Annotated in this window: 18 protein-coding genes; 12 read left to right on the top strand and 6 right to left on the bottom strand. The window is 63.1% G+C overall.

Annotation, left to right across the window (positions count from 1 at the left end; genetic code table 11):
* Positions 1–40: 40 nt before the first annotated feature.
* From rpoD to JJ959_RS10510, 3 genes are all read right to left on the bottom strand, one after another.
* Complete coding sequence (gene rpoD / locus JJ959_RS10520) at positions 41–2,065, bottom strand: RNA polymerase sigma factor RpoD (RefSeq protein WP_292883172.1); 2,025 nt, start codon at positions 2,063–2,065, stop codon at positions 41–43.
* 57 nt (positions 2,066–2,122) lie between these two features.
* Complete coding sequence (gene dnaG, locus JJ959_RS10515; RefSeq protein ID WP_292883169.1) at positions 2,123–3,976, bottom strand: DNA primase; 1,854 nt, start codon at positions 3,974–3,976, stop codon at positions 2,123–2,125.
* A gap of 87 nt (positions 3,977–4,063) precedes the next feature.
* Positions 4,064–4,519 carry a GatB/YqeY domain-containing protein gene (locus JJ959_RS10510; protein ID WP_292883167.1) on the bottom strand — a complete coding sequence of 152 codons (456 nt, stop codon included), beginning with the start codon at positions 4,517–4,519 and terminating at the stop codon, positions 4,064–4,066.
* 297 nt (positions 4,520–4,816) lie between these two features.
* On the opposite strand from JJ959_RS10510, the gene carA reads away from it, so the two are divergent.
* The 6 genes from carA (at position 4,817) to JJ959_RS10480 (ending at position 12,564) form a co-directional block, all read left to right on the top strand.
* Positions 4,817–6,034 (top strand): glutamine-hydrolyzing carbamoyl-phosphate synthase small subunit, encoded by a 1,218-nt coding sequence (carA, locus tag JJ959_RS10505; protein WP_292883164.1) that lies wholly within the window; start codon positions 4,817–4,819, stop codon positions 6,032–6,034.
* Positions 6,035–6,042: 8 nt separating this feature from the next.
* Complete coding sequence (gene carB / locus JJ959_RS10500; RefSeq protein WP_292883161.1) at positions 6,043–9,300, top strand: carbamoyl-phosphate synthase large subunit; 3,258 nt, start codon at positions 6,043–6,045, stop codon at positions 9,298–9,300.
* Positions 9,301–9,396: 96 nt separating this feature from the next.
* Positions 9,397–9,870: a transcription elongation factor GreA gene (greA, locus tag JJ959_RS10495; RefSeq protein WP_292883158.1), complete on the top strand. Its 474-nt coding sequence runs from the start codon at positions 9,397–9,399 to the stop codon at positions 9,868–9,870.
* Between the two features lie 378 nt (positions 9,871–10,248).
* Positions 10,249–11,457, top strand: coding sequence for an O-succinylhomoserine sulfhydrylase (gene metZ, locus JJ959_RS10490; protein ID WP_292883155.1), 1,209 nt, complete (start codon positions 10,249–10,251; stop codon positions 11,455–11,457).
* 102 nt (positions 11,458–11,559) lie between these two features.
* A complete protein-coding gene (locus tag JJ959_RS10485; RefSeq protein WP_292883153.1) occupies positions 11,560–12,081 on the top strand; it encodes a PAS domain-containing protein in 522 nt (173 codons plus the stop codon).
* A 3-nt stretch (positions 12,082–12,084) separates the two neighbouring features.
* Positions 12,085–12,564 carry a GNAT family N-acetyltransferase gene (locus tag JJ959_RS10480; protein ID WP_292883151.1) on the top strand — a complete coding sequence of 160 codons (480 nt, stop codon included), beginning with the start codon at positions 12,085–12,087 and terminating at the stop codon, positions 12,562–12,564.
* Here the strand turns inward: JJ959_RS10480 and JJ959_RS10475 are convergent.
* Positions 12,561–13,529 (bottom strand): mitochondrial fission ELM1 family protein, encoded by a 969-nt coding sequence (locus JJ959_RS10475; RefSeq protein ID WP_292883149.1) that lies wholly within the window; start codon positions 13,527–13,529, stop codon positions 12,561–12,563. The genes JJ959_RS10480 and JJ959_RS10475 overlap by 4 nt on opposite strands.
* Before the next feature lie 158 nt (positions 13,530–13,687).
* Here JJ959_RS10475 and JJ959_RS10470 point away from each other — a divergent pair, with 158 nt between their 5' ends.
* From JJ959_RS10470 to JJ959_RS10445, 6 genes are all read left to right on the top strand, one after another.
* Positions 13,688–14,194 (top strand): Lrp/AsnC family transcriptional regulator, encoded by a 507-nt coding sequence (locus JJ959_RS10470; RefSeq protein ID WP_193183680.1) that lies wholly within the window; start codon positions 13,688–13,690, stop codon positions 14,192–14,194.
* 26 nt (positions 14,195–14,220) lie between these two features.
* Entirely contained in the window at positions 14,221–14,664 is a 444-nt protein-coding gene (dtd, locus tag JJ959_RS10465; protein WP_292883144.1) for a D-aminoacyl-tRNA deacylase, read from the top strand.
* Positions 14,661–15,335 (top strand): hypothetical protein, encoded by a 675-nt coding sequence (locus JJ959_RS10460; RefSeq protein ID WP_292883141.1) that lies wholly within the window; start codon positions 14,661–14,663, stop codon positions 15,333–15,335. The genes dtd and JJ959_RS10460 overlap by 4 nt, the downstream gene beginning before the upstream one ends.
* Positions 15,336–15,428: 93 nt before the next feature.
* Entirely contained in the window at positions 15,429–16,745 is a 1,317-nt protein-coding gene (locus tag JJ959_RS10455; RefSeq protein WP_292883138.1) for a Re/Si-specific NAD(P)(+) transhydrogenase subunit alpha, read from the top strand.
* A gap of 3 nt (positions 16,746–16,748) precedes the next feature.
* The gene (locus JJ959_RS10450) at positions 16,749–17,165 is read left to right on the top strand and encodes an NAD(P) transhydrogenase subunit alpha (protein WP_292883136.1); all 417 of its coding nucleotides are present in this window, start codon (positions 16,749–16,751) and stop codon (positions 17,163–17,165) included.
* A 16-nt stretch (positions 17,166–17,181) separates the two neighbouring features.
* A complete protein-coding gene (locus JJ959_RS10445; RefSeq protein WP_292883134.1) occupies positions 17,182–18,576 on the top strand; it encodes an NAD(P)(+) transhydrogenase (Re/Si-specific) subunit beta in 1,395 nt (464 codons plus the stop codon).
* A 61-nt stretch (positions 18,577–18,637) separates the two neighbouring features.
* On the opposite strand, the gene JJ959_RS10440 is transcribed toward JJ959_RS10445, so the two are convergent.
* Complete coding sequence (locus JJ959_RS10440) at positions 18,638–20,908, bottom strand: CHASE2 domain-containing protein (protein ID WP_292883131.1); 2,271 nt, start codon at positions 20,906–20,908, stop codon at positions 18,638–18,640.
* Between the two features lie 47 nt (positions 20,909–20,955).
* A complete protein-coding gene (locus JJ959_RS10435; RefSeq protein WP_292883128.1) occupies positions 20,956–22,374 on the bottom strand; it encodes a FecR family protein in 1,419 nt (472 codons plus the stop codon).
* Between the last annotated feature and the right edge of the window lie 81 nt (positions 22,375–22,455).

Below are 22,455 nucleotides of genomic sequence, written 5' to 3'. Positions count from 1 at the left end.
GAAAATTCGATGAACGTCGTCAGTGGGTTACAGACGGCGCCTATTGATCGAGGAAGGATCGCATCTTGCGCGAGCGCGACGGGTGCTTCAGCTTGCGAAGCGCCTTCGCCTCGATCTGGCGGATACGTTCGCGGGTCACGCTGAACTGCTGGCCCACCTCTTCGAGCGTGTGATCGGTGTTCATGCCGATGCCGAAGCGCATTCTTAGAACACGTTCTTCACGCGGCGTCAGGCTCGCGAGCACGCGGGTCGTGGTTTCGCGCAAGTTGCCCTGGATGGCGGCGTCCAGCGGCTGGACGGCGTTTTTGTCTTCGATGAAATCGCCGAGATGGCTGTCTTCCTCGTCGCCGATCGGGGTCTCGAGGGAGATCGGCTCTTTCGCGATCTTGAGAACCTTGCGGACTTTTTCGAGCGGCATGCCGAGGCGTTCGGCCAGTTCCTCCGGTGTCGGCTCGCAGCCAATTTCGTGGAGGATCTGGCGGCTCGTGCGGACCAGCTTGTTGATCGTCTCGATCATGTGCACCGGGATCCGGATGGTCCGCGCCTGGTCGGCGATCGAGCGGGTGATCGCCTGACGGATCCACCATGTGGCATAGGTCGAGAACTTGTAGCCGCGGCGGTATTCGAACTTATCGACCGCCTTCATCAGGCCGATATTGCCTTCCTGGATCAGGTCGAGGAACTGCAGTCCGCGGTTGGTGTATTTCTTGGCGATGGAGATCACGAGACGCAGGTTCGCCTCGACCATCTCCTTCTTCGCCCGGCTCGCCTCGCGCTCGCCCTTCTGCACGGTCTGCACGATGCGGCGGAACTCGTTGATCGGAAGGCCGGCATCCTCGGAAATCGCCGCCATGCCGTCGCGGATCTTCTCGATCTCGGCCGCATTCTTCTCGACGAACTTCGCCCAGCCCTTGCCGGAGAGACCGGAGACGCGCTCGCTCCAGTCCGGGTCGAGTTCGTTGCCGAAATGCTCCTTCAGGAAGGCGGCCCGGTCGACACCGGCCTTCTCCGCCATCTTGAGCATCCGCATGTCCATCCCCGTCAGATGCCGGTTCAGGTTATAGAGCTGCTCGACAAGGGCCTCGATACGTCCGTTGTTGAGGCGGACGCCTTCCATAAGGTCGACCAGCTCGTCGCGCAGCTTCTCGTAGCGGCGCTCGCTCTGGGCGGTCAGTTCCTCGCCCTTCTGCAGGCGCTGCAGGCGCTTGTCCTGAACCTTCTTGAGCTTGCCGTAGGTATCGGCGATCTGGTCGAAGGTCTCCAGCACCTGGGGCGTGAGGGCGGCTTCCATGGCGGAAAGAGACATGTTGTTCTCTTCGCCATCCTCCTCCTCGTCATCGTCATCGGAGGACTCGCCGGATTCGCCGGAGGATTTCTCCTCGTCGCCGTCCTTGGCCTCGTCTTCGCTGTCGGCCTCGTCCTCGTCGCTCTCGGACTCGGCGGTTTCCTCGTTGTCGTTATCGCCCTCGCCGTCGCTCTCGCTGTCGTCGCTGGCGCCGTCCGGACCGCCGCCATAGGTGGCGTCGAGGTCGATGACGTCGCGCAGCAGGACCTTCTCTTCCTTCAGCGCGTCGCGCCACTGGATCAGGGCCTTGATGGTCAGCGGGCTCTCGCAGATGCCGCCGATCATCATCTCGCGGCCGGCCTCGATGCGCTTGGCAATGGCGATTTCGCCCTCACGGGAGAGCAGCTCGACGCTGCCCATCTCGCGCAGATACATGCGGACAGGGTCGTCCGTGCGGCCGACATCGTCGTCGGCGACGTTGCCGGCGACACTCTTCTCGTCCTCGGCCTTGGAGTCGTTGCCGCCGTCTTCCTGATCCTCGTTCTCGACCACGTTGACGCCCATCTCGCTGAGAGCGGACATCACGTCCTCGATCTGCTCGGAGGACATCTCCTCCTGGGGCAGTGCCGCGTTCACCTCGTCATAGGTGAGGTAGCCGCGCTCCTTGCCCTTCTTGATCAGGTTCTTGACGGTCTGATTGACATTGTCGATCAGCGGACCGTCGGAATTCTCTTCGCGGTCCCGGTTCTCGTCTTCGTTCGCCAGCGACTGTTTCGCCATTCGCTCGTCGACCTCTCCATTTGCGCCGCTGCCATCCAGCGAGGCACTATTGCAACCCTAATAAACTAACCCACTATGTGCCTCTTCAAGCGACACAGCGGAATTAATCGAAGCAATCAACGCCCTCAAAGAGCACACTTTGTTCCAGCTGTCGTCGCTGGGATCAATAGCAAACTGCTGTTCCGCATCGGCCAAATGAGCCTCGACCTGCGCCTTCCCGAATCTCCCAATCAATTCGTTAAGATGCAGCCGACACTCTTCGTATGACTTACGTCGGAACACATAAGTGGCTCTGATGATGGAGTTTCGTGGCAAGAGGCTTTTAGCCACCTCGTCGAAACCCGACGACATCAGATGGTCGTACATTCCCTTAGCGTCAAGGCTCACGTCGGAAAACGCAACGTCTAGGATTTCATGTCGCAGTTTGTCAAGTAAAGGATCAGAGAACCGCACTTTTCCTATCATTTCACCGAACTCATCAATAAGCCCGGGATGCTCAAGTAATGCAGTCAGAAATATTTTCTGACCCGCTAAATCCAAGCCCTTCGTCAAATCAATCTGATTAACTTTGAGAGCCTGTATTATCGAATTGTTTGATTGTTTATTTTTGTTGTTGCCAAATTTTTCCTTTAATTTATTCCAATTTTCTTGTCGAAGCTCATAAAGCTTTCTTCTAAATTCATCTTGATAATCTTCTTGAAGAGAGCGCTCTCCAATCAAATCTGTTTTGCGGAAAACGCGTCCGCGTAAATCTGCGAGTTTCTCCGGCGTGGTTACCGGCTGGGCGGCCAGTTCCTGGCGCCAGATAAATTCGGAGAGCGGGATCGCGCCGTCGAGCAGCTCCCGCATCGCCTTGGCGCCGTGATGCTTGATCACGTCGTCCGGATCCTCGCCCTGCGGCAGGGTGACAAAGCGCAGGGAATGCCCCGGCTTCAGCATCGGCAGCACCCGGTCGGCGGCGCGTCCGGCGGCCCGCATCCCTGCGGTGTCGCCGTCGAAACAGACGATCGGCTCCGTCGCCAGCTTCCAGAGCTCCGCGATCTGGTCTTCGGTGAGCGCCGTGCCGAGGGGGGCGACCGCCTGCGGGAAACCGCCCTGGGAGAGCGCGATCACATCCATGTAGCCTTCGGCGACAACGATCTCGTCCGCCTTGCGCGCCGCCTCGCGCGCCTGCGCGAGACCGTAAAGCACACGGCCTTTATGAAAGACCGGCGTGTCGGGAGAGTTCAGGTACTTTGGCTGCCCGTCTCCGAGAATGCGGCCGCCGAAGGCGATCACCCGGCCGCGCCGGTCGGTGATCGGGAAGATGATGCGGCCGCGAAAATAGTCGTAGGCCGCGCCGCCATCCTCGGGTTTGCGCAGAAGCCCCGCTTCCAGCAGCAGAGCTTCCTTCACGCCTTCCGCCTTCATCGACTGCGCGAAGGCGGTGCGGCTGTCCGGCGCCCAGCCGAGGCGGAAACGGGCGATGGTTTCCCTGGTCAGGCCGCGCCTGCGCAGATATTCGAGCGCTTCGGCTCCGCCGGGACCCGCGAGCTTCTGCTCAAACCAGACGCAGGCATGTTCCAGCACGTCGTGCAGGGTCTCGCGGCGCTTCGTGCGCTCCCGGTCCTGCGGCGTTTCCTTGGGCACCTCGAGACCGGCCATGTCGGCCAGCTTCTCGACCGCTTCCGGAAAGGCGAGTCCCTCGGTCTCCATCACGAACTTGATGATGTCGCCATGCGCCCCGCAGGCGAAGCAGTGATAGAAGTTCTTGTCGTCGACCACGTTCATCGACGGCTTGCTGTCCGAGTGGAACGGACAGAGCCCGAGAAACTCCCGCCCCCGGCGCTGCAGCGTCACCCGCCGCCCGACCACTTCCGAAACCGGAAGCCGGGTCCTCAATTCGTCAAGGAATTGCGGCGGGAAGCTCATGACGTGCGACGATCAATCCTTGCCCAAGGGGCAAAGAGTGTGAACTTGCCAGCTCAAGCGGTCAAAGGTTTCCGGGTGGGGAAAAGCTCAGGCGAGCATCTGCCGGACGATGCCGCTCGCCTTGGAAAAATCCATGCGGCCGGCATAGCGTTCCTTCAGGGCTGCCATGGCGCGGCCCATGTCCTTCAGCTCCTTCGCGCCGATTTCCTTCACGACGGTTTCCACCGCCGCGTTCATCTCGGCTTCGTCGAGCTGCTCCGGCATGAAACGGCGGATGACGTCCATCTCCGCCTTTTCCTGCTCGGCAAGCTCAAGGCGGCCGCCCTGCTCGTAGAGCTTGATCGACTCGGCGCGCTGCTTGAGCATGGTCTGCAGCATGGAGAGAATTTCGTCCTCGCTGATCCCGTCCGTCTTGCCATTGCCGCGCGCGGCAATGTCACGGTCCTTCAGGGCCGCCAGAATCAATCTGATTGTGCTGACGGCACACTGATCCTTGTTCTTCAAAGCCTCTTTCAAGGCGTCACTGAATGCGGCGCGCATCATTTGATTATTACCCCTAGCCATTTCGCGGCGGGTTTCTCGCCAGACCGGCTCGCGAATTTCGGCTACACCATCTCCATCGCGGCACAAAACGCAAGGCACATTTACTAACTATCTGAATTTGCTCATTTATATGAAAAATAACGGCCTTGACCTCCGGTCCCGCATTCTTTATCTAGTCGGCTTCGAAGCGTCCGGCCCGACCCGAAGACAAAGAATCTGTCTGCCAAGCGGATATCCATGCGATCCTCCGCGGTTCTCGTGTGCCGGAACCGCAGCGAATTGCCAGGGATGACCGCGATGGCGCAGCCTTCGAAAGCCGACCAAGCCAAGCCAGACTTCTCCGCAGTGCCCCAGCCGGACGGCGCGACCGCCGTGCTCGTGCTGGCGGACGGGACTGTATTCTGGGGACGAGGACTGGGAGCGGCTACCGAACGCGTCGGCGAGGTCTGCTTCAACACCTCGCTCACCGGCTACCAGGAGATCATGACCGATCCGTCCTATGCAGGTCAGATCATCACCTTCACCTTCCCCCATATCGGCAATGTCGGCGCCAATTCAATGGATGTGGAAACCACCACGCCCGCGGCGCTCGGCCTGGTGCTGCGCGCCGATATGACGGAGCCCTCCAACTACCGCTCCGAGCGGCATTTCGACGACTGGCTGAAGAGCTTCGGCCTGCCGGGCATCAGCGGCGTCGACACAAGGCGCCTGACCCGGCGGATCCGGGACGGCGGCGCGCCGACCGGCTGCCTCGCCCATGCGCCGGACGGCAAGCTCGATCTCGACGCGCTCTGGCAGAAGACGCAGGACTGGCCCGGCCTCGAAGGCATGGATCTCGCGATCCAGGTCTCCTGCCGGCAGACCTACAGCTGGCGTGAAGGCACCTGGGAATTCGCCCGCGGCGGCGTCGACGGCGACGACGGTTTCGAGGCCGATCCGGAGATCAAGCGTCATGTCGTGGCGATGGATTTCGGCGCCAAGCGCAACATCCTGCGCAACCTCGCCTCGCTCGGCTGCAAGGTCACGGTGGTTCCTGCCGACACCAAGGCGGAAGACGTGCTCGCGCACGCGCCGGACGGCATCTTCCTCGCCAACGGCCCGGGCGATCCGGCGGCAACGGGCGAGTATGCGGTGCCCGAAATCAAGAAGCTGGTCGACAGCGGCAAACCGGTCTTCGGCATCTGCCTCGGCCACCAGATGCTGGCCCTCTCGCTCGGCGCCAAGACCGAAAAGATGCATCAGGGCCACCGGGGCGCGAACCACCCCGTCAAGGATCTGACCACCGGCAAGGTCGAGATCACCTCGCAGAACCACGGCTTCATGATCAGCGAGGGCAGCCTGCCCGAGGGCGTGGAGATCACCCACCGCTCCCTCTTCGACGGCTCGATCGAGGGCATCCGCCTCTCCGGCCGCCCGGTCTTCTCCGTGCAGTATCATCCGGAAGCCTCGCCGGGGCCGAAGGACAGCCATTATCTCTTCCAACGGTTTGTCGATTTCATCGACAGCAAGAACTGAGCGATCCGATGCCCAAACGTACAGATATCAAATCCATCATGATCATCGGTGCCGGCCCGATCGTTATCGGTCAGGCCTGCGAGTTCGACTATTCCGGCGCACAGGCCTGCAAGGCGCTGAAGGAAGAGGGTTACCGGGTCATCCTGGTGAACTCGAACCCGGCGACGATCATGACCGACCCGGGCCTCGCGGATGCGACCTATGTCGAGCCGATCACCCCGAAAATGGTCGCGCGCGTGATCGAGAAGGAAAAGCCGGACGCGCTGCTCCCGACCATGGGCGGGCAGACCGCGCTCAACACCGCGATCGCCCTCGCCAAGAACGGCACGCTCGAAGAGCACGGTGTCGAGCTGATCGGCGCCAAGCTGGAAGCCATCGAGAAGGCCGAGGACCGGCTGCTGTTCCGCGATGCGATGGACAAGATCGGCCTCGACTCGCCGCGCTCCAGCCTCGTCCATTCCGTCGAGGAGGCGATGGACGCGCTGAAGCATGTCGGCCTGCCGGCCATCATGCGGCCCTCCTTCACCCTCGGCGGCGAGGGCGGCGGCATCGCCTACAATGCCGAGGAATACGAACAGATCATCCGCAACGGCCTGCGCGCATCGCCGGTGAAATCCGTTCTGGTCGAGGAAAGCGTGCTCGGCTGGAAGGAGTACGAGATGGAGGTCGTCCGCGACAAGGCGGACAACTGCATCATCATCTGCTCGATCGAGAACGTCGATCCGATGGGCGTGCATACCGGCGACAGCATCACCGTCGCCCCGGCGCTGACCCTGACCGACAAGGAATATCAGCGGATGCGCGACGCCTCGATCGCCGTGCTGCGCGAGATCGGCGTCGAGACCGGCGGCTCGAACGTACAGTTCGCGGTCAATCCGGAGAACGGCCGTCTCATCGTCATCGAGATGAACCCGCGCGTCTCCCGCTCCTCGGCGCTCGCTTCCAAGGCGACCGGCTTCCCGATCGCCAAGATCGCGGCGAAGCTCGCGGTCGGCTACACGCTCGACGAGTTGAAGAACGACATCACCGGAGGCCGGACGCCGGCGAGCTTCGAGCCGACCATCGATTACGTGGTCACCAAGATCCCGCGCTTCACCTTCGAGAAGTTCCCGAACACCACCCCGCTGCTCAGCACGGCGATGAAGTCGGTCGGCGAGGCGATGTCCATCGGCCGCAGCTTCCCGGAGAGCCTGCAGAAGGCGCTGCGCTCCATGGAAACCGGCCTGACCGGCCTCAACGAGGTCGAGCTGCCGGGCGTGGACAGCGAGGGCGTCAGCCGCGAGCGTGTCGTGGCCGCTCTCAGCGAACAGACTCCGGACCGTCTGCTGCGCGTCGCCCAGGCCTTCCGCGTCGGGCTCTCCCTCGAGGAGATCGCCAATGCGAGCCATTTCGACCCGTGGTTCCTGCGCCATGTCCGCGAGATCGTCGCGGTCGAAGAAGAGATTCGGAAAAACGGCCTGCCGACGGCGGCGAAGGATTTCGCCCGGCTGAAGAAGATGGGCTTCTCCGATGCCCGCCTCGGCGAACTGACCGGCAAGGAAGAGAACGAAGTGACCGCGGCGCGGCACGCGCTCGACATCCGCCCGGTCTACAAGCGGATCGACACCTGCGCGGCCGAGTTCCCCTCGGCAACGCCTTATATGTATTCCTGCTACGAGAGCGACGGCTACGGCGCGCCGGAATGCGAGTCCGATCCGACGGATTCCGAGAAGGTCGTCATCCTCGGCGGCGGACCGAACCGGATCGGCCAGGGCATCGAGTTCGACTATTGCTGCGTCCATGCCGCCTACGCGCTTTCCGAGGCCGGCTACGAGACCATCATGGTCAACTGCAACCCGGAAACCGTCTCAACCGACTACGATACCTCCGACCGTCTCTATTTCGAGCCGCTGACAGCGGAAGACGTGATCGAGCTGGTCCGCAAGGAGCAGACCAGGGGCAAGGTGAAAGGCGTCATCGTCCAGCTCGGCGGACAGACCCCGCTGAAGCTCTCCCAGGCGCTCGAGGACGCGGGCATCCCGATCCTCGGCACCTCGCCGGACGCGATCGACCTCGCCGAGGACCGCAAGCGCTTCCAGAAGCTGCTGAACGATCTCGGGCTTCGGCAGCCGAAGAACGGCACCGCCTTCTCCTTCGAGGAGGCCGAGAAGGTCGCACACGAGATCGGCTACCCGGTCGTCATCCGCCCGTCCTACGTGCTCGGCGGCCGCGCAATGGAAATCGTGCATGAGCCGGCGCAACTGCGGCGCTACATGGAGCAAGCGGTGAAAGTATCGGGCAAGAACCCGGTGCTGATCGACAGCTTCCTCCGGAGTGCGACCGAGGTGGATGTGGACTGCCTTTCCGACGGCAAACAGGTCTATATCGCCGGCATCATGGAGCATATCGAGGAAGCCGGGATTCATTCCGGCGACAGCGCCTGCTCGCTGCCGCCGCAGACCCTGCCGGAAACCGTGATCCAGGAAATCCGCCGCCAGACGACCCTGCTGGCCGAGGGCCTCAAGGTCGTCGGGCTGATGAATACCCAGTTCGCCGTCAAGGACGGCGCCGTCTTCATCCTCGAGGTGAACCCGCGTGCCAGCCGGACCGTGCCCTTCGTCGCCAAGGCGACCGGCGTGCCGATCGCCAAGATCGCGAGCCGCGTGATGGCCGGCGAGAAACTGGCGGACTTCACGCTGCCGACCGAGATGCCGAAGCATGTCGCGGTGAAGGAAGCGGTGTTCCCGTTCAACCGCTTCCCCGGCGTGGACGTCATCCTCGGCCCGGAAATGAAGTCCACCGGCGAGGTCATGGGCATCGACAGCGATTTCGGCCGCGCCTTCGCCAAGAGCCAGATGGCGGCCAACACGCATCTGCCGACCTCCGGCACGGTCTTCGTTTCGGTACGCGACGAGGACAAGGAAGAGATCGTGAAACTAGCGGGCGAACTGGCCGAAATGGGCTACCTGCTGCTCGCCACGGAGGGTACCGCGAACGCCCTCAAGGCGGCCGGCCTCAAGGTCGACCGGACCAAGAAAGTGCTCGAGGGGCGGCCGCACATCGTCGACAACATGCTCTCCGGACATGTCGATCTGGTGTTCAACACGACCGGCGGCGCGCAGGCGATCTCGGACAGTTTCAGCTTGCGTCAGACCGCACTGACCCACAATATTCCCTATTATACGACGGTCGAAGGGGCCTGGGCCGCCGTCCAAGCGATGAAAGCGCTGCGGGCAGGCCGTCTTGAAGTCGAACCGTTGCAATCCTATCTCAGCGGATCGTTCTGACGGCCGGCGGTAGGACCGGGCGCCACCGGTGACTCTTTTTCAGGAGACGGGTCGCCTGTTTTTGAATGCATTGAGTGAATAACCGAGGTCGGTTTAATGGAAAAAGTTCCGATGACCGCGCAGGGGCTGGAAAAGCTCCAGGCTGAGCTGAAGCAGCTCAAGACGGTGGAACGGCCTGAGATCATCAAGGCCATCTCCGAAGCGCGCGAGCACGGCGATCTGTCCGAGAACGCCGAATATCATTCCGCGCGCGAGCGCCAGAGCTTCATCGAAGGCCGCATTCTCGAGCTGGAAGACGTGACCAGCCGTGCGGAGGTCATCGACACGGCCAAACTGGGCGGAAAGACCGTCACTTTCGGCACCGTCGTAGAGGTGGCCGACGAGGACACGGACGAGGAACAGACCTTCACCATCGTCGGCCCTTACGAGGCGGACATCTCGAAGGGCTATATCTCGACCTCCTCGCCGATCGCCCGTGCGATGATCGGCAAGAAGGTCGGTGACAGCGTCGAGGTGGCAACGCCGCGCGGTTCGAAGAGCTACGAGATCCTCAGCATCGCCGTGATGTAGCGAACGCGCGTAACGCGCCGGACGAATACCACAGAGCCCGGGCCATTCCCGGGCTCTTTCGTTTCGCCTTTGACGGTCCTGCGCGCTTCATTCCTGCACGCATGCAATGTTTGCGCGGCTTTTCTTGACAGTCCGGCCCACCCAAGCTTATGTCTCGGGAACAGCGCCGATTTGATCTCAGATTGCGGGCGCTTAACAAATGCGGCTAAAGAGGGATTTCGATCCGTCCGGCGCCGCCGCGACGGATTTTTTGTTTTCGGCCCGGTCCGGCCAACAGGACCCGCGGGATTTGAGGGCAGCTTGCATCCGCGTCACCAAGTGCTAAAGCGCCACGGGGAATGCTCCCGTGGGCCCGCAGGAGACCTGGGAGTCAGAACTATGAGCGACAAGATCAACCCCGCCTTCACCGAAGCCGCAGACTGGGACCTCGAGACCCGCCTCGTGCGTGGCGGCACCCGCCGTTCCGAGTTCGGCGAGACCGCCGAGGCCCTCTTTCTCACCTCGGGCTATGTCTACGAAAGCGCCGACTCCGCCGAGGCCCGTTTCAACGGCGAGGAAGACGGCTACATGTATTCCCGCTACGGCAACCCGACGGTCCAGATGTTCGAGGACCGGATGGCGCTGCTGGAGGACGCGGAGACCTGTTTCGCCACCGCGAGCGGCATGGCCGCGGTCTGGGCGGCGCTGATCTGCCAGCTGAAGACCGGCGACCATGTGGTGGCGGCGCGCGCCCTGTTCGGCTCCTGCCATCACATCCTGACCAAGATCTTTCCGAAGTTCGGCATCGAAGCGACCCTGATCGACGGCACAGACATCAACCAGTGGCGCGGCGCGGTCCGGCCGAATACGAAGGTCTTCTTCTTCGAGACCCCGTCCAACCCGACGCTGGAGATCATCGACATCCCGGCCGTGGTGGAAATCGCGCACAAGGCCGGCGCGCGCGTCGTGATCGACAACGTGTTCTCGACCCCGATCCTGCAGCAGCCGATCCGGCTCGGCGCCGATGTCTCGGTCTATTCAGGCACCAAGCATATCGACGGCCAGGGCCGCACCCTCGGCGGAGCGGTGCTCTGCTCGAACACGTTCCGCAAGGACCATCTCGAGCCGTTCATGCGTCATACCGGCGGCTGTCTCAGTCCGTTCAACGCCTGGGTCCTGCTGAAAGGTCTCGAGACCCTAGAGCTCCGGGTCCAGCGGCAGTGCGAAAATGCACAGAAGATCGCCGAATTCCTGGAGGGTCACGACAAGATCGGCCGGGTGATCTATCCGGGATTGGCCTCCCACCCGCAGCACGCCCTTGCCGCACGCCAGATGAGCGACTTCGGCACCCTCGTCTCCTTCGACGTTAAAGGCGGCAAGGAGGAGGCCTTCAAGCTGCTGAACGGACTGGAGATCGTCGATATCTCGAACAATCTCGGCGACACCAAGAGCCTGATCACACATCCCTTCACCACCACTCACAGGGCGATGGAGGAAGCGGACCGGGCCGCGCTCGGAATCGGTCAGGGACTGGTGCGGATCTCCGCCGGCATCGAAAGCGCGTCCGATCTGATCGGCGATCTCAGGCAGGCGCTCGACGCTGTCTGAGGCCGGGCGGACACAGGGACACAACTAAAATGAGTCGACTCCGGAAGGTTTTCGACTAACATTTGTATAAAATGTCAAATTGAAGCCAACAGGAGGGCAGTCATGGCCCGTCCGGAGCCATTTGACTTCAATAGATCCACCTTCCTCTATGCCGAGCGCATCTCGCTTGAGAAATTGCCGGACGAATCGCTCGTCCGGCAAGCCCATACCTTCTGGCGCGGCCTCGTTGACGCGCCCGCGCTCCCCGCCCGTTCAGATTTCACCCCTCTCGACGTCCCGAGGCCGATTCTTCCGTGGCTCTTCATCATGGAGGTTCTGAGGGAACCGGGCGGCCGGCTCGACTACCGGTACCGGCTTGCGGGAACCAGCAACGTTTCCGTGGTCAATCGGGATCCGACCAGCAAGCTTGCCTCGGAAGTCTTCAAGGAAAGCGACCGGGCGTTCATGCTCAAGAGCTTCGATATCACAGTCACCGGAGCGGAACCGACTTTCTGGGACGCAGCCGTACCGCACGAGCGGATCGAAAAAGTCGATCTCTGGCGCGGGTTGTTCCCGCTTGCGGAGGATCGTATGACTGTCGATACCTTACTTGGTATCGCGGTTCCGAAAAAAATCTGGCACTAGAAAATGCTCAACAGGTCACCAGACCTTTATATCCGCCCTGTTGCAGAGGACGACGCGGGCGAGATCGTCCTGCTCCTGAACAGAATTATCGACGCACGCTCCTATACAAGCATGTCCGAAACGATGAGCGTCGCAGATCAGAAACATTTCATCGGCACGCTGCCCGAACGGGCGGTCTATCTTTCCGCATGGAACGGCGCGTCGGGCAAGCTCCTCGGAGTACAGGACTGCCTGCCCGATCCGGACGATGAAAATCAATGCGACATCAGCACCTTCGTCTCGCTCGAAACATTCCGTGACGGTGTCGGCAGTGCCCTGTTCGAACGCATGATCGAATTCGTCCGGCACCAAGGTTACCGCCGGATACGCGCCGTTATTCGCAGCGACAACAAGCACGCGCTCCTGTTCTACCGGGCGATGGGGTTTCGCACCGGCAAGTTCGGCGACGGCAAGATCGAAGCATTGTTCGAGCTTCCGGCCTAGCTCTTCCTCCGGGACAGCAGGCGCCGCAAAGCTTCGGCGGCCTTTTCCGCATCGCGCAGCGGCTCATAGAGGAACGGCTCGACATGTCCCGCGAAGGGGCGTGTCAGCCCGCGCTCCCTCAGGGTCTTCTGGAAGGTCCCGATCCGTCCCGAAGGGATCAGCAGATCGGCGACATAAACTCCCTTGCCGGAGGAGCAGGCCTCCGAGGTCATGTTGACCGAATCCGAGGTCACGACGATCGCGTCGGCGGCGTTGAGAAAGCCGAAATAGGGATTCTCTCCCGTTCCGTCCCAGAGCAGCGCCGCGGGTTCCGCGTCGGCGAGCGCCTTCAGGGCCTGCGCGAGCCTTTCCGGCGTCCGGCGGGACGCGGTCATCATCAAGCCGCAACCGCTGTCGACCAGTTGCTCCAGATGCCCGACGAAGCGGTCGGCAAGCGCCGGGTCAACCTCCTGTTTGCGGGTCGGACCGCCGACCGCGACGAGCACGCGCGGTCCCGGCAGCGGACGGATCAGGGCCGCGAACCGTTCCGTCTCGGCTTTCAGATCGGTGACGGCAAGCGCGTTCAGCGAGCCTGTGGTGAGGATCACGTTGTCGCCGCGCACGGGGTCGTGTTCCGGCACCACCAGTGCATCGAACAGTCCGGGATCGATTCGCGGGTCCTGGATCTGCACGGCGAAGCTGCGCCCTCCGGAGCGCGCCCTGACCGACAATACCGCGCCGGCCGTTCGGCGGCCGCAGCCGATCACAAGGTCCGGCCAAGGCGGCGAAAGCGGGTCGCCACCCGCTGCGGGGGGCACCGCGCTCCAGGCGCCGAGAGAGGGAAAGACGCGGAGCCAGGGGGCCGGCCGGATCCGTTTCACGACAGGGTCGGCGCCGAGCGCGCGTGCCAGGGCGAGGGACTGCACCTCCATGCCCCGCGTGCCGTCGCTGACGACCCAGACCGACATTTTTTCCAGCGGACTCATATCCCGCTCCACTCAAAAGATATGCGCACGATAATGACAAAGAGATGTAATAATCTTGCGCAAACCCTGGTATCTGCTCTATCCTGCACTGCAATAACCGGCAAGGGAAATTCCCCCTCCGCCGGTCCAGCCATTCCGAACTCAGGGAGTCACCCACCATGCGGCGCGTCAAGCTCGACCGTATCGATCGGCGCATTCTCCGCGACCTGCAGGACAACGGGCGCATGACCAACGTGGATCTTGCGAACCGGGCCGGCATCTCGGCACCGCCCTGCCTCCGGCGCGTCCGCGCCCTCGAGGAGGCCGGCTTCATCCGCGGCTATCATGCCGACGTGAATCCCGAGGCGCTCGGCTACAAGGTGACGATCTTCGCTTTTGTCGGCCTCAACAGCCAGGCCGAGGACGACCTCGTCGCCTTCGAGGAAATGGTCGAGGACTGGCCCGAGGTCCGGGAATGCCACATGCTGTCCGGCGAAACCGACTTCCTGCTCAAGGTGGTCGCCAAGGACTGGGACACCTTCCAGAAATTCCTGACCACCCGCCTCACACCGGCGCCGAACGTCTCCCACGTCAAGACCGCGCTCTCCTTCCGGACCCGCAAGCAGTTGCCGGGCGTACCGGTCGAGATCGATGTCGAGGACGACGAGGACGACGGCGAGGACTGAGGCCCGACAGCCTGGGAGCGAACCCCATGCGCGTACTTCTGCAGAGAGTGAGCGAAGCCGCCGTCCGGGTCGACGGAGAGGTGGTCGGCGAGATCGGCCGCGGCCTGCTGGCGCTTGTCTGCGCCGTCGACGGCGACGGTACGGCGGAAGCCGAAAAGCTGGCGGCGAAAACCGCGAAGTTGCGGATCTTCGAGGACGAAGACGGAAAGATGAACCGGTCCGTCGCCGATATCGGCGGCGGTGTTCTCGTCGTCTCGCAATTCACCCTCGCCGCCGATACCCGCAAGGGCAACCGGCCGAGCTTCATCGGCGCCGCCGCGCCGGAAATCGCGAACCCGCTGGTCGACCATTTCGGCGCCACGCTCGAGGCGGCCGGCCTGCCAATCGCCAAAGGGCGCTTCGCGGCCGACATGAAGGTGTCTTTGATCAATGACGGGCCCGTCACGATCTGGCTGGACAGCGCGGCATGACGATTTCGGCAAAACGCCTTGTCGCCCTCGCCGCCTTATTGCTGGCGGCCTGCAGCAGCGATCCGCCGCCGAGCGGAAAACTTCCGCCGAACCCGGAACGCAGAGCCGCCGAGGCCCTCACGCTGATCGACACGGTTCCGACCGGCTTGCGCTGCAAGGTCTCAGGGGGCTCCGCAACGCCGCTCGCCCTGACGACACCACGCCTTGTCGCACTGTCTCAATTCGGAAAGGAGCCAGTAATCGATTGCTTTGCCGACGGCTTTTTCCGTCTCCGCAAAGCGGTCCCAGCACGTCCGGCGGCGGATATCGTCAGGCGCTTTTCGATGCCCGGCATGGTGGATCCGGCTTTTGGCCCGGATCAGGACGCGAAACAGGTCACCGGTGGATCGGCTTTTCCGCAATGGGTCCGTATCACCCTGCAGGAAAGCAGTTTTCAGACGGCGGCGGAGCGCGACCGCTACTACGCGGCGGAGGCTATCCGCATCCAGCAGGATTGGGGCGAGATCGAACTCCGGCTTAACGCGGCCTGCGACGGTTATCGCAAAACCGAGGCAAAAGGTCTCATTCTGATGAGCCCCGAATGCCGCAAAGCCCGCAGAATCCTTGAAGAGCGGCGCGCGGCGGACTTGACGGCCTCGGAAGTCAACCGACGTCAATCCACCATACGATAAGCCGGACACTTGCCATGGTTGCTGCGGCGCGGCAATCTCGCCAACGTCTGCGCAAGTTTGAATATGATCGCGGAACGCACGGGAGAGAAACGAATGAAAATCGGCATCGCTAAGGAACGGCGACCTTACGAGGCGCGGGTTGCCGCATCTCCGGACACGGTCAAGAAGTTCGTCTCCATGGGGCTCGAGGTCGCGATCGAAAGCGGCGCCGGTCTGACGGCGGCCTATACCGACGCCGCCTACGAGGCCGCGGGAGCGAAAATCGTCAAGACCGCGAAGGATGCACTCGGCAGCGCCGATATCGTGCTCAAGGTCCGCAAGCCGATCGGCCCCGGCGCCGAAGTCGAGAAGGAAGCGGACGAGATCGCGCTTATGAAAAGCGGCGCGACCCTGATCTCGCTGATGGAGCCCTACAAGGACCGCGCGCTGATCGACGCGCTGGCGGCCAAGAAGATAACCACCTTCGCCCTTGAGCTTGTGCCGCGGATCACCCGCGCGCAGTCCATGGACGTGCTCTCGAGCCAGGCCAACCTTGCCGGCTACAAGGCCGTGCTGGATGCCTGCAACGAGTTCGGCCGCGCCTTCCCGATGATGATGACCGCCGCCGGCACCGTGCCGCCGGCCCGCGTCCTCGTCATGGGCGCCGGCGTCGCAGGCCTGCAGGCGATCGCCACCGCCAAGCGTCTCGGCGCGGTGGTCTCCGCGACCGACGTGCGTCCGGCCGCGAAAGAGCAGGTCGAGAGCCTCGGCGGCACCTTCGTCGCGGTCGAGGACGAGGAATTCAAGGAAGCGGAAACCGCCGGCGGTTACGCCAAGGAGATGAGCGACGCCTACAAGAAGAAGCAGGCGGAGCTGATCGCGGAAACGCTGAAGAAGCAGGATGTCGTGATCTGCACGGCGCTGATTCCCGGCCGGCCGGCCCCGGTGCTGGTGTCGGAAGACATGGTGAAGACCATGAAGCCGGGCTCGGTGATCGTCGATCTCGCCGTCGAGCAGGGCGGCAACAGCCCGCTTTCCGAATTCGGCAAGGTGGTGAAGAAACACGGCGTCTCGATTGTCGGGCATGCCAACGTGCCGAGCCGTATCGCCGTCGACGCCAGCGCGCTCTATGCCAAGAACGTGCTGAACTTCCTGACGCCGCTCTATGACGCCGAGGCCAAGAGCCTGAAGATCAATCTCGAGGACGAGATCGTGAAGGGCTCGCTGATCACCCGGGACGGCGAGGTCGTGCACCCGTCCGTGCTCGCGGTCGAAGCGTCGAAATCCGCGGCCAAACCGGCCGCCAAGCCCGCCGCCAAGCCGAAGGCCCCGCGCAAGCCGGCCGCGAAAAGCGCCGCCAAGCCGAAGGCCGCGGCGGCAACCGCCGCCGAGAAACCGGCGCAAGCCAGCGACAAAGAGGGGGATACCTGATCCATGGATGCCACCCAGATTGAACAAAAGGCGAAGGCGCTTGCCGAACAGGCGGCCAGCCTCGCCGGCGAGATCACGCAATTCGCGGCCGACGCGGGCAGCGTCGCGACCGATGCCGCGACGGCCACGCATTCCGGGCCGTACAGCTTCATCTCGCTCTTCACCGTCTTCGTGCTGGCCTGCTTCGTCGGCTATTACGTGGTCTGGAAGGTCACACCGGCGCTGCATTCGCCGCTGATGGGCGTGACCAACGCGATCTCCTCCGTGATCATCGTCGGCGCCCTGATCGCCGCCGGTCCGGCGGAAATGAACTTTTCCCAGGTCATGGGCTTCTGCGCCGTGGTGCTGGCCTCCGTGAACATCTTCGGCGGCTTCATCGTCACGCAGCGCATGCTGTCCATGTTCAAGAAAAAGCGCTGAGGCGGGAGACACAGACATGACCGAGAATCTCTCCGCCTTCCTTTATCTGATCTCCAGCATCTGCTTCATCATGGCGCTGAAGGGGCTGAGTTCCCCGGACAGCGCCCGGCAGGGCAACATGTTCGGCATTGCCGGCATGACGATCGCGATCCTCACCACCCTGGCGATGCCGGAAGTGATGAGCTACGGCACCATTCTCGCTGGTATCGTGATCGGCGGTTCGATCGGCGCCTTCATCGCGCGCAAGATTGAGATGACGGCGCTGCCGCAGCTCGTTGCCGCGTTCCACAGCCTGGTCGGTCTCGCCGCCTGTTTCGTCGCGGCGGCGGCCTTCTTCCGGCCGGAAGCCTACGGCATCGGCACGCCCGGCAACATCGCCGTCGGCTCGCTGGTGGAAATGGCCATCGGCCTCGCCATCGGTGCCGTGACCTTCACCGGCTCGATCATCGCCTTCGGCAAGCTACAGGGCCTGATCTCCGGCAAGCCGGTCACCTTCGCCGGCCAGCATCCGCTGAACGCGGCGCTCGGCCTGCTGCTGATCGCACTGGTGATCTGGCTTTGCGTCAGCCAGAGCCCGACCGCCTTCTGGGCGATCTTCCTGCTCGCGCTGGTGCTCGGCATCCTGATCATCATCCCGATCGGCGGCGCCGACATGCCGGTCGTGATCTCGATGCTGAACTCCTATTCCGGCTGGGCCGCCTGCGGCATCGGCTTCACGCTCGGCAACTCGCTGCTGATCATCACCGGGGCGCTGGTCGGCTCCTCGGGCGCGATCCTCAGCTACATCATGTGCAAGGGCATGAACCGCTCCTTCTTCAGCGTCATTCTCGGCGGCTTCGGCGGCGAGAGCGAGGCGGCGGCGATGGGCGGACCGGGCGGCGACCGCTCGGTGAAGTCCGGCAGCGCCGACGACGCGGCCTTCATCATGGAGAACGCCTCCTCCGTCATCATCGTGCCGGGCTACGGCATGGCGGTGGCGCAGGCCCAGCACGCGCTGCGCGAACTCGGCGACATCCTGAAGTCGAAGGGCGTGAAGGTGCGTTACGCGATCCATCCGGTCGCGGGCCGCATGCCGGGGCACATGAACGTGCTCCTGGCGGAAGCCAACGTGCCATACGAGGACGTGCTGGAACTGGAAGAGATCAACCGCGATTTCAGCCAGACCGACGTCGCCTTCGTGATCGGCGCCAACGACGTGACCAACCCGGCTGCGAAGACCGACCCGTCGAGCCCGATCTTCGGCATGCCGATCCTCGACGTGGAGAACGCCAAGACCGTGCTGTTCGTCAAGCGCGGCATGGCGTCCGGCTATGCCGGGGTCGAGAACGAACTCTTCTTCCGGGACAACACGATGATGCTGTTCTCGGACGCGAAGAAGATGTGCGAGGAAATCGTGCAGGCACTCGACTAGATCGATTGCGTCGAACCGACAGAAAAGGGAGCGCCTCGGCGCTCCCTTTTTCGTTCGGGGATCAGTCGGCGAGGGCGACGCCCGGCTGAGTCACGACACAGCTCTCTGGCAACAGAACGCGGATCGTGGTGCCGACATCGAGCTCGCTCTCCACCTCGATACGGCCGCCATGGGCGTCGACGATCCGGTGCACGATGAACAGCCCGAGCCCGAACCCGTCCGATTTGCGCACATAGTCGCCGGTCGACTGGTGGAACGGCTCGAAAATCGCGCTCTGTTCCTCTGCCGGGATGCCGAAACCGTTGTCGGTGAATTCGATGACGATTTCCCGGTTCTCGTCCACGCGGACATTGACGGCAATCTTGCCGCGTTCGTCGGTGAACTTGAAGGCATTGGTCAGCAAATTCACGATGACCTGCCGCATCAGGCTCCGGTCCGCATGAATATGGCCGGCCGACCGATCGACCTCGAAGGTCAGGATCCGCGGCGACTTCGTGATCAGGCCATGCATGACCAAACGGCATTCGTTCAGAAGGGCGGACAGGTCGAAGATTTCCGGTTTCAGCTCGCTCTCGCCGCTTTCCATGCGGGAGATGTCGAGAATCGAGTTGATCAGCTCGAGCAGCAGGGTGCCGCTGTGATTGATGCTCTCGATATATTCAACGTAGCGCTGGTTCCCGATCGAGCCGAAGACCTGCGAGCGCATGAGGTCGGAAAAGCCGAGGATCGCGTTGAGCGGGGTGCGCAGTTCGTGGCTGACATTGGCGAGGAACTGGGATTTTGCCCGGTTGGCCCGGTTGGCCTCGCGCAAAGCCAGGTTCGTGGCCTGCTCGGCCGCCTTTCGCTCCGAAATGTTGCGGAAGGTGATGACATGGACGCGCCGATCGTTGCGCCGCCGCTCGAACCGGCTCTTGCTCGGCGGCAGGGTGATGGTGCTCACGACCATCTCGGTCTCGATCGGTTCTCCGTTGGGCTGCGGCAGAGTCAGGTCGAAGGGCTCCCCCGTGAGGTCCGCCTGGATGCGGCCCCAGATCTCCTGGAACAGCTCTGGAGCGAACAACTCCGCCAGGGGCCGGCCGTAGATCTGCGCGCTCGTCACCCCAAGCATCTTCTGCGCTGCCGTGTTGATGCTCTCGACACGGCCGAGACTGTCCGACATGACGAGGCCGTCGAAACTGTCGTCGACCACGCGGCGCATCAATTCGCGCCGGTAGGTTCCGGACATGCGCTGACGGAAGAGCCTGATGGCCTGTTCGTGAAGCGTCCGCAGCAGGTCGACCAGCCACCATCCGGCGAGGGCCAGAAGCCAGCCCGCGACGTTCAGAACCAGCGTGGACCAGGCTTGAAGCGCCACCGAAACTGCGAAGAGCGCCACGCCGGTCCCGAGGACGAAGGCGGCGGAGACCTGCCACCTGCGCCGGACGATCTGCATCCCGACCGGCAGCAGGCAGAGCAGGCCGATCAGCGTGACGAGAGCGGTGCTGCCCTGCAGGGTCCGGCCCTGGATCAGGCTCTCCGCGGCCAGGGCCTGGACATAGACGCCCGGCAGGAATCCGTAGCGCGGTACCGGCAGGTTATCGCCGAGTTCGATCGCCGCCGCGCCGATGAGAACGCGACGCCCCGCGATTTTCGCCGGATCGTAGGTGCCGTCCAGCAGGGACCACATCGAGATATGCGGAACGCTCTCGTAGGAGATCCCGTAATCGATCAGGAAACGGTCGCCGGCGACCTGTCCCTCCGCCACAAGCATGGCGAGGGAGGGCCGTTTCACGCCGCGATGAAGATCGAACGCGTCGTGGCTCCAGATCCGGGAATCCGCCTCCGGGGTGACATTGACGCTGCCGTAGCTCCCGGTCCCCTCCGCGAACTGCTCTGCGGCCCGGTCGACAAGCGCATCCTCGCCCCCATCGCGATGCCCGCGCTGGACGAATCTCGGCAGGACGACCCGCCCCCGGCTCTCGACGATGGCTGTCCGGAGGGCTTCGTCGTCGTCGGCTGAAGATTGTGCGCTGAAATCGATGTCGAGCGCGATCGTCCGGGCCCCGACACGATCCAACTCGGAAATCACCTCGGCATAGATTTTCCGTGGGAACGGCCAGACTCCGACGGCATCGATAGTGACGGGATCGATCTCGACAACGACGATCTCGCCGCTCGCGGAATGCGAGAGCCACCGGAATTTCTGCTCCAGAAGCGCCCGGTCGAACGGTGCAAGCCAGCCTGCGAGACCGAGGCAAATCACGAGCAAAGGTACCAGCCCGATCAGGAACCAGTCTCCCCGGCGGGAGACCAACTCCCCCATGTCCGGAAACGACCATCTGAACCTGGTCATTAGACTGGCGCCTCCCCGTGCATGCCTGGCATCAAGACCTCCGGCGCTTACTTGTTCTTGCCGTTGCCGCCGGCATTGCCGTTGCCATTGCCACCGGAATTGCTGTTACCGCCGGCATTGCCGTTGTCGTTGCCACCGGAATTGCCGTTGCCGCTACCGCCGGCATTGCCGTTACCGTTACCGCCAGAATTGCCGTTACCGTTGCCACCGGCATTGCCGTTACCGTTGCCACCGGCATTGCCGTTGCCGTTACCGCCGGAGTTGCCGTTACCGTTGCCGCCGGCATTCCCGTTACCGTTACCGCCGGCATTGCCGTTGCCGTTACCGCCGGCATTGCCGTTGCCGTTACCGCCGGCATTGCCGTTGCCGTTACCGCCGGCATTGCCGTTGCCGTTACCGCCGGCATTGCCGTTGCCACCGGCATTGCCAGCCAGCGCTACCCGGGTCGCGGCACGTCCGTTCGATTTGGCACTCGCGGACCGGTCGACGACGCGTGCGGATTCAACCGGTGCCCGCGCTGCAACCGCGCCATTCGCGGACACAGACGCATTGCCGAAACCGTTGCCGCCATTGCCGCTGGCTTTCTTCTGCTGCCCCGGAGCCGCGGCGCTGCGCACAAGGCCGTTCGTCGCCTTGGCAAAGTCTATCTTCGCCAGTCCGACAGGGCTGGCAAGGGAGAGGCCTGCAGCCTTCACCGTCGCGGAAGAGGATCCCGCAACACTGGAAACGGTCTGATCGGTCTCGACGACGGTCGCAGAGCCGGACGTGCCGGATTCCTGCGTGACAGACGCCGCAGCGACCTCCACGGCACTCGACGGTTGGCTGTCCGTTGTATCCGCCGCGCTGTCCTGGGTCGTCGCGCTGGCGGAATCCGTGCCGTTATCAACCGGCGTATTGTCGAGCTGCAACCCGCCGCCGGCGGAGGTCCGCGCCGTCTGTCCCGGACGGACGACGACATTGGCACCAGTCGACCCGTCGGTCACCTGAACGGCGCCTTCGACGACATGCACGAGCCCCTGGCCGTCACGCACGTTCACCGTGAAGGATGTCCCCTTGACGACGGCCGCGAGATAGGGCGTCACGACCTCGAAATGCGGCGCGAGCTTCTTCTCGACCTTGAATAGAGCAGTGCCGAGCGTCTGGATGATCCGCGTGCCCCAGCTCGGATCCTGCTCCGGAATGTTGAGCTCCGTGTTCGGACCGATGACGATCGAGTTCTCGCCGCGCGTCAGAATGATCCGCCCGGTCTCGCCGGTGCGGACCACGCTCCGTTCCGTGACGGTTGAATTCACCGACACATTCACGATGCCGGCCGCCTCATCGGCGATCGTGACCTCGCCGGCGATCTCCAGCACCTGCCAGACGACACGGTCCTGGGCACGTGCGGGCGCAGGTGCCAGCATGGCCGCCAGCACGAAGAATGCGAGGCCAAACACACCAAGAGCGCGAGATCGAGTGCAGGTCATCTGTTTCTCCCTTGCGGATTTTCTCCGCGACCATCTGGCTTCTGCCAATTTGCGATCACCAACGACGCTTATCGATAAACC

It is taken from the genome of Nisaea sp. (genome assembly GCF_017640745.1).
Classification (GTDB): Bacteria; Pseudomonadota; Alphaproteobacteria; order Thalassobaculales; family Thalassobaculaceae; genus Nisaea.
This window is presented reverse-complemented; position numbering and strand designations above follow the sequence as displayed.

What these genes read in the sequence shown, in the direction of transcription:
- metZ (WP_292883155.1), top strand. Translation starts at nt 10,249, where the DNA reads ATGAGCGACAAGATCAACCCCGCCTTCACCGAAGCCGCAGACTGGGAC.
- JJ959_RS10460 (WP_292883141.1), top strand. Translation starts at nt 14,661, where the DNA reads ATGACGATTTCGGCAAAACGCCTTGTCGCCCTCGCCGCCTTATTGCTG.
- JJ959_RS10480 (WP_292883151.1), top strand. Translation starts at nt 12,085, where the DNA reads ATGCTCAACAGGTCACCAGACCTTTATATCCGCCCTGTTGCAGAGGAC.
- JJ959_RS10440 (WP_292883131.1), bottom strand. Translation starts at nt 20,908, where the DNA reads ATGACCAGGTTCAGATGGTCGTTTCCGGACATGGGGGAGTTGGTCTCC.
- carA (WP_292883164.1), top strand. Translation starts at nt 4,817, where the DNA reads ATGGCGCAGCCTTCGAAAGCCGACCAAGCCAAGCCAGACTTCTCCGCA.
- dtd (WP_292883144.1), top strand. Translation starts at nt 14,221, where the DNA reads ATGCGCGTACTTCTGCAGAGAGTGAGCGAAGCCGCCGTCCGGGTCGAC.
- JJ959_RS10455 (WP_292883138.1), top strand. Translation starts at nt 15,429, where the DNA reads ATGAAAATCGGCATCGCTAAGGAACGGCGACCTTACGAGGCGCGGGTT.
- JJ959_RS10450 (WP_292883136.1), top strand. Translation starts at nt 16,749, where the DNA reads ATGGATGCCACCCAGATTGAACAAAAGGCGAAGGCGCTTGCCGAACAG.
- rpoD (WP_292883172.1), bottom strand. Translation starts at nt 2,065, where the DNA reads ATGGCGAAACAGTCGCTGGCGAACGAAGACGAGAACCGGGACCGCGAA.
- JJ959_RS10485 (WP_292883153.1), top strand. Translation starts at nt 11,560, where the DNA reads ATGGCCCGTCCGGAGCCATTTGACTTCAATAGATCCACCTTCCTCTAT.
- JJ959_RS10475 (WP_292883149.1), bottom strand. Translation starts at nt 13,529, where the DNA reads ATGAGTCCGCTGGAAAAAATGTCGGTCTGGGTCGTCAGCGACGGCACG.
- carB (WP_292883161.1), top strand. Translation starts at nt 6,043, where the DNA reads ATGCCCAAACGTACAGATATCAAATCCATCATGATCATCGGTGCCGGC.
- JJ959_RS10435 (WP_292883128.1), bottom strand. Translation starts at nt 22,374, where the DNA reads ATGACCTGCACTCGATCTCGCGCTCTTGGTGTGTTTGGCCTCGCATTC.
- greA (WP_292883158.1), top strand. Translation starts at nt 9,397, where the DNA reads ATGGAAAAAGTTCCGATGACCGCGCAGGGGCTGGAAAAGCTCCAGGCT.
- dnaG (WP_292883169.1), bottom strand. Translation starts at nt 3,976, where the DNA reads ATGAGCTTCCCGCCGCAATTCCTTGACGAATTGAGGACCCGGCTTCCG.
- JJ959_RS10510 (WP_292883167.1), bottom strand. Translation starts at nt 4,519, where the DNA reads ATGATGCGCGCCGCATTCAGTGACGCCTTGAAAGAGGCTTTGAAGAAC.
- JJ959_RS10470 (WP_193183680.1), top strand. Translation starts at nt 13,688, where the DNA reads ATGCGGCGCGTCAAGCTCGACCGTATCGATCGGCGCATTCTCCGCGAC.
- JJ959_RS10445 (WP_292883134.1), top strand. Translation starts at nt 17,182, where the DNA reads ATGACCGAGAATCTCTCCGCCTTCCTTTATCTGATCTCCAGCATCTGC.